Source organism: Clostridium sp., assembly GCF_021443865.1.
Classification (GTDB): domain Bacteria; phylum Bacillota; class Clostridia; order Clostridiales; family Clostridiaceae; genus Clostridium.
This window is the reverse complement of sequence record NZ_JABUTB010000121.1, coordinates 1-5,068: the sequence shown is the minus strand read 5'-3', so window position 1 is coordinate 5,068 and position 5,068 is coordinate 1. Positions and strand designations below refer to the sequence as shown.

Below are 5,068 nucleotides of genomic sequence, written 5' to 3'. Positions count from 1 at the left end.
ACAATTTTTATATAAATTATTTATTATGTCTTTAAATTGCCAGCCATATCTTTCTAGCTCACCTAATACTAAATCAATTCCTTCTTTAGTTTTGAACCAATTATCTCTTGTTATATTTTCTATATCTATTGGATGAATAATAAATTTTGTATTTTGATATAAAGTTTCATAATACATCAGGCATCTTCTAGCATGATATGATTTACAGCATATTATAGCTTTTTTAATATCTAATCCTAAGGAATCTGTTACTCTCTTAGAAAAAATGGCATTTTCATAAGTGAAAGTTGCTTTATCTTCTTTTAATATAGAGTTTTCTTTAACATTATTTTTAATAAGTACATATTTTAAGAATTCCCATTCAGAATTGTAATCTTTATTATAAATTTCTTTTTTAGATGAAGGTCCTTTAAATGATCCAACATTAATTCCATATGCTCCAGAGGGTAAAATCCAATTACTATATCCACTTTTCCATAACTTAGCTGCTTCTTCTGCCACTTCAGGATAAGAACCTCCTGGTATAAAAATAATATCAGCTTCTTCCATCTCATCCTTAATAAAAATAAAATTACTTATATCTTTTAAATATCTAAACTCATTCATTCTCTAAACTAATCCCTTTCTTACTGCTTATAAATTAAATCTACAAAAATTTTATTTTTTATATTTTAATTATATCACAAGATATTATTTTTTATTATATTATCATCATTTACGAGTATTTTATTTAAAAGTTATATTGTGAATATAATAAAAGAGCATTATAAATATTCTAATGCTCTTTTATCTATTTATATTTTAAAATTATTCTAATTCAAAGGCTCCTGTATATAATTGATAATACTTTCCTTTTTTCTCAATTAAATCTTCATGATTTCCACGTTCTATAATTCTTCCTTGTTCAAGAACCATTATAACATCTGAATTTCTAACTGTTGAAAGTCTATGAGCAATTACAAATACAGTTCTTCCTTCCATTAATTTATCCATACCTTCTTGAACTATTGATTCAGTTCTAGTATCTATACTTGATGTTGCTTCATCTAATATTAATACTGGTGGATCTGCTATAGCAGCTCTTGCTATGGCAATTAATTGTCTTTGCCCTTGTGATAAACTAGCTCCATCTCCAGTTATTTCAGTATTATATCCATTAGGTAGATGTTTAATAAAAACATCTGCATTAGCAAGTTTTGCTGCTGCATATACTTCTTCATCAGTTGCATCTAACTTACCATACTTAATATTATCTGCTATAGTTCCTGTGAAAAGATGAGTGTCTTGTAAAACTATACCTAAAGATCTTCTTAAATCATCCTTTTTAATTTTATTGATATTAATTCCATCATATCTTATTTTCCCATCTTGGATATCATAGAATCTATTAATTAAATTAGTAATTGTAGTCTTACCTGCTCCTGTTGCTCCAACAAAGGCAAGCTTTTGTCCTGGTTTTGCATAAAGGTTTATATTATGAAGAATTGTTTTCTTATCATTATATCCAAAATCCACATCATCAAATACCATATCTCCAAGCAATCTTGTGTAAGTAATTGTACCATCACTATGTGGATGCTTCCAAGCCCATATTCCTGTACGCTCATTTACTTCATATATATTGCCCTCTTCATCAATTTTAGCATTTACTAATGTAACATATCCATCATCAGTTTCTTTCTGTTCATCTAATAGTTCAAAAATTCTTTCAGCTCCTGCTAATGCCATTATAACTGAATTAAATTGTTGAGACATTTGACCTATTGGATGATTTAAATTTCTTGTTAGTTGCAAGAATGAAGCTAATGCCCCAATTGTAAATCCACCAATTTGATTTATAGCAAGTATTCCTCCTACTATTGCAGTAAGAACATAATTTACATATCCTAAATTACCCATAATAGGCATTAAAATATTTGCAAAAGTATTAGCCTTATCTGCACTATCTCTTAATTCTTCATTTAATATATCAAAATTCAATTTACTTTCTTCTTCGTGACAAAATACTTTTACTACTTTTTGTCCTTCCATCATTTCTTCAATATATCCATTTAGTTTCCCTAAATTACGTTGTTGCTTACCAAAATATAGTGAACTTTTTCCTCCAATAGTCTTTATAACTTTAAGCATTACTAAAATCATAAAAATAGATACTATTGCTAAGGGAATATTTAATATTATCATGGAAATTAATACACTTAATACAGTTATTATTGATGACATAAGCTGAGGAATACTTTGGCTTATCATTTGTCTTAAAGTATCAGTATCATTTGTATATAAGCTCATTATTTCACCATGTGAATGAGTATCAAAATATCCTATTGGTAAAGATTCCATATGCTTAAACATATCATCTCTAATTTTTTTAAGCGTTCCTTGAGACACAAACATCATAACTCTATTATATAAATAAGTTGATAATGTTCCTCCATAATATATTATGGCCATAATTACCAAAGTCTTAAGTAATGGTATAAAATTAGGATTTGATTGCCCTATAAATGGAGTAATATAATCATCTATTAATATTTTTAGAAATAGTGTACTTATAACTTGAGTAATAGAGCTAATTACAATTAAAACTATAACTAAAAATAATTTAAACTTATATTCTTTAAATATATAATCTAGGAGCCTTCTTAAAGTTTTCATTGGGTCCTTTACCTTACCCTTTTTCATTCCTTGTCCCATCCTAGGCCTCATTCTTATCAGCTCCTTTCACTTGTCCTTCATATACTTCTTTGTATATTTCATTAGATTTTAATAATTCTTCATGTGTGCCAAAACCATCTATTTTTCCATCATTTAAAACTATTATTTTATCTGCATCTTCAACAGAAGAAATTCTTTGAGCAACAATTATTTTAGTTACGTTTGGAATTGATTCTTTAAATGCTTTTCTAATTAATGAATCTGTTTTAGTATCTACTGCACTAGTTGAATCATCTAAAATTAATATCTTTGGTTTCTTTAATAATGCTCTAGCTATACATAATCTTTGTTTTTGTCCTCCAGAAACATTTGTTCCACCTTGTTCAATATAAGTATCATACTTATCTGGAAAATTTTCAATAAATTCACTAGCTTGGGCTGCATTACATGCATTTACTATTTCTTCGTCAGTTGCTTCTTTATTACCCCATCTTAAATTTTCTTTTATAGTTCCAGAAAATAAGACATTTTTTTGAAGTACCATAGAAACTTCATTTCTTAATGTTTCTATATCATAATTTCTAACATCAATCCCACCAACTTTTAAAGAACCTGAAGTTACATCATAAAGTCTAGGTATTAATTGAACAAAGGTTGTTTTAGCACTTCCTGTTCCACCTATAATACCAATAGTTTCTCCAGAATTTATAGTTAAATTAATATTTTCTAAATTTAAATTTTCATTATTTTTAGTATAACTAAAATTAACATTCTCAAAATTTATAGAACCATCTTTTACTTCATATATTGGATTATCGCAGTTTTTCAAATCACTTTCTTCACTTATTACTTCTACTATTCTTTCTGCAGATGATTTTGCCATAGTAATCATAACTAATACCATTGAAATCATCATAAGACTCATAAGAATATTACCTGTATAAGTAAATAAACTCATAAGTTCACCAGTAGTCATATTATTTGAAACAATTAATTTTGCTCCAAACCATGAGAAGAATAATATAATTGTGTATGTTGTAAATTGCATTATTGGTGCATTTAATATAATTATCTTTTCTGCTTTAATAAAATAATCATACAAATTTTTAGATGCTTTATGAAATTTACTTATTTCATGCCCTTCTCTAACATAGGCTTTTACAACTCTAATTCCAGTTAAATTTTCTTGAACACTAGCATTTAAATCGTCATATTTTCTAAATACTTTTTTAAATATTGGATGTGCATTAGAAATAATGAAAAATAAAGCTATTGAAAGAAAAATTGCTGCAAATAAAAATATTAATGCCATCTTAGAATTTACGTAAAAACTCATAATCATTGCAGCAATAAGCATAAATGGTGCTCTTGCTAATGATCTAATTATCATAAGATATGCATTTTGTACATTAGTAACATCAGTTGTTAATCTGGTAATTAAACCAGCTGTTGAATATTTATCAATATTAGAAAATGAATAGTCCTGTATCTTGTAAAACATTTCTCTTCTTAAATTTTTTGCAAAACCTGTTGATGCTTTTGCACCTGTTTTACCTCCTAATGCACCAAATGTTAATGATAGAAATGCCATAAGTAACATTATAATACCTAATGTAGTTACATACTTCATATCTCCATTTTCTATTCCATTATCCACTATTTTTGCCATCAATACTGGAATAATAACCTCTAGTATTACTTCACAAGCTACAAAAACAGGAGTTAAAATAGAATCTTTTTTATACTCTCCTACATAGCTAGCTAATTTCTTTATCATACTATTCCTCCTTTAGTTAAATATATTTAAATTTAACATTCTTTGTTAGATTTCTAACTAAATTATTAAATAAAATTAATCCCCTATATTTTTAATTAGTTTATCCAAATTAGAAATAAATATATCTAATTCCTCTTCTGGCAATGTATCAGCTATAGCTTTTTCTATAGATTTTATTTCTTTATAAACTAATTTATTAACTTGAACCCCCTTTTCAGTAATTATAATTTTTTTTAGTCTAGCATCTTCAGATACACTTTCTCTTTTGATAAGTTCATTTTTTTCCATTAATGTAAGTACACTAGTTACAGAAGAACGCCTTATATCAAATTCTTCTTCAATAGTCTTTTGAAATATATCCCTATTTGCAGAATTTACATATATAAAACCTAAAATCTTAGCTTGCATGCCACTAATTCCATATTCTAAACTTACCTTACCTATTCTTCTTTTAATTTTATGGGAAAGTATATTAATTTTTTTACCTACGTGTTTCACATCATTCATTGTTTCACCTACACTTTGTTAGACTTCTAACTAATTATATAACTATTATTTTAAATAGTCAAATAAGTGCACTTTTTCATTATTATGCTGTTTTCTATCTATAACATAGTAATGGAGCTGTGGCAACAG

4 protein-coding genes are annotated in these 5,068 nt (G+C 26.8%); all 4 read right to left on the bottom strand.

Annotation, left to right across the window (positions count from 1 at the left end; translation table 11 throughout):
• Positions 1-606, bottom strand: a 606-nt coding sequence (locus HUJ77_RS14405) for a YdcF family protein (protein ID WP_291709780.1), incomplete at its 3' end; no start/stop codon positions are given.
• A gap of 201 nt (positions 607-807) precedes the next feature.
• A complete protein-coding gene (locus HUJ77_RS14400; protein ID WP_291709781.1) occupies positions 808-2,694 on the bottom strand; it encodes an ABC transporter ATP-binding protein in 1,887 nt (628 codons plus the stop codon).
• 1 nt (position 2,695) lies between these two features.
• Positions 2,696-4,432 carry an ABC transporter ATP-binding protein gene (locus tag HUJ77_RS14395; RefSeq protein WP_291709778.1) on the bottom strand — a complete coding sequence of 579 codons (1,737 nt, stop codon included), beginning with the start codon at positions 4,430-4,432 and terminating at the stop codon, positions 2,696-2,698.
• Positions 4,433-4,507: 75 nt separating this feature from the next.
• Positions 4,508-4,939 (bottom strand): MarR family transcriptional regulator, encoded by a 432-nt coding sequence (locus tag HUJ77_RS14390; protein WP_291709776.1) that lies wholly within the window; start codon positions 4,937-4,939, stop codon positions 4,508-4,510.
• Positions 4,940-5,068 lie beyond the last annotated feature (129 nt).

Coding starts and splice junctions, on each gene's coding strand:
- HUJ77_RS14395 (WP_291709778.1), bottom strand. CDS start 4,432: ATGATAAAGAAATTAGCTAGCTATGTAGGAGAGTATAAAAAAGATTCT.
- HUJ77_RS14400 (WP_291709781.1), bottom strand. CDS start 2,694: ATGGGACAAGGAATGAAAAAGGGTAAGGTAAAGGACCCAATGAAAACT.
- HUJ77_RS14390 (WP_291709776.1), bottom strand. CDS start 4,939: ATGAATGATGTGAAACACGTAGGTAAAAAAATTAATATACTTTCCCAT.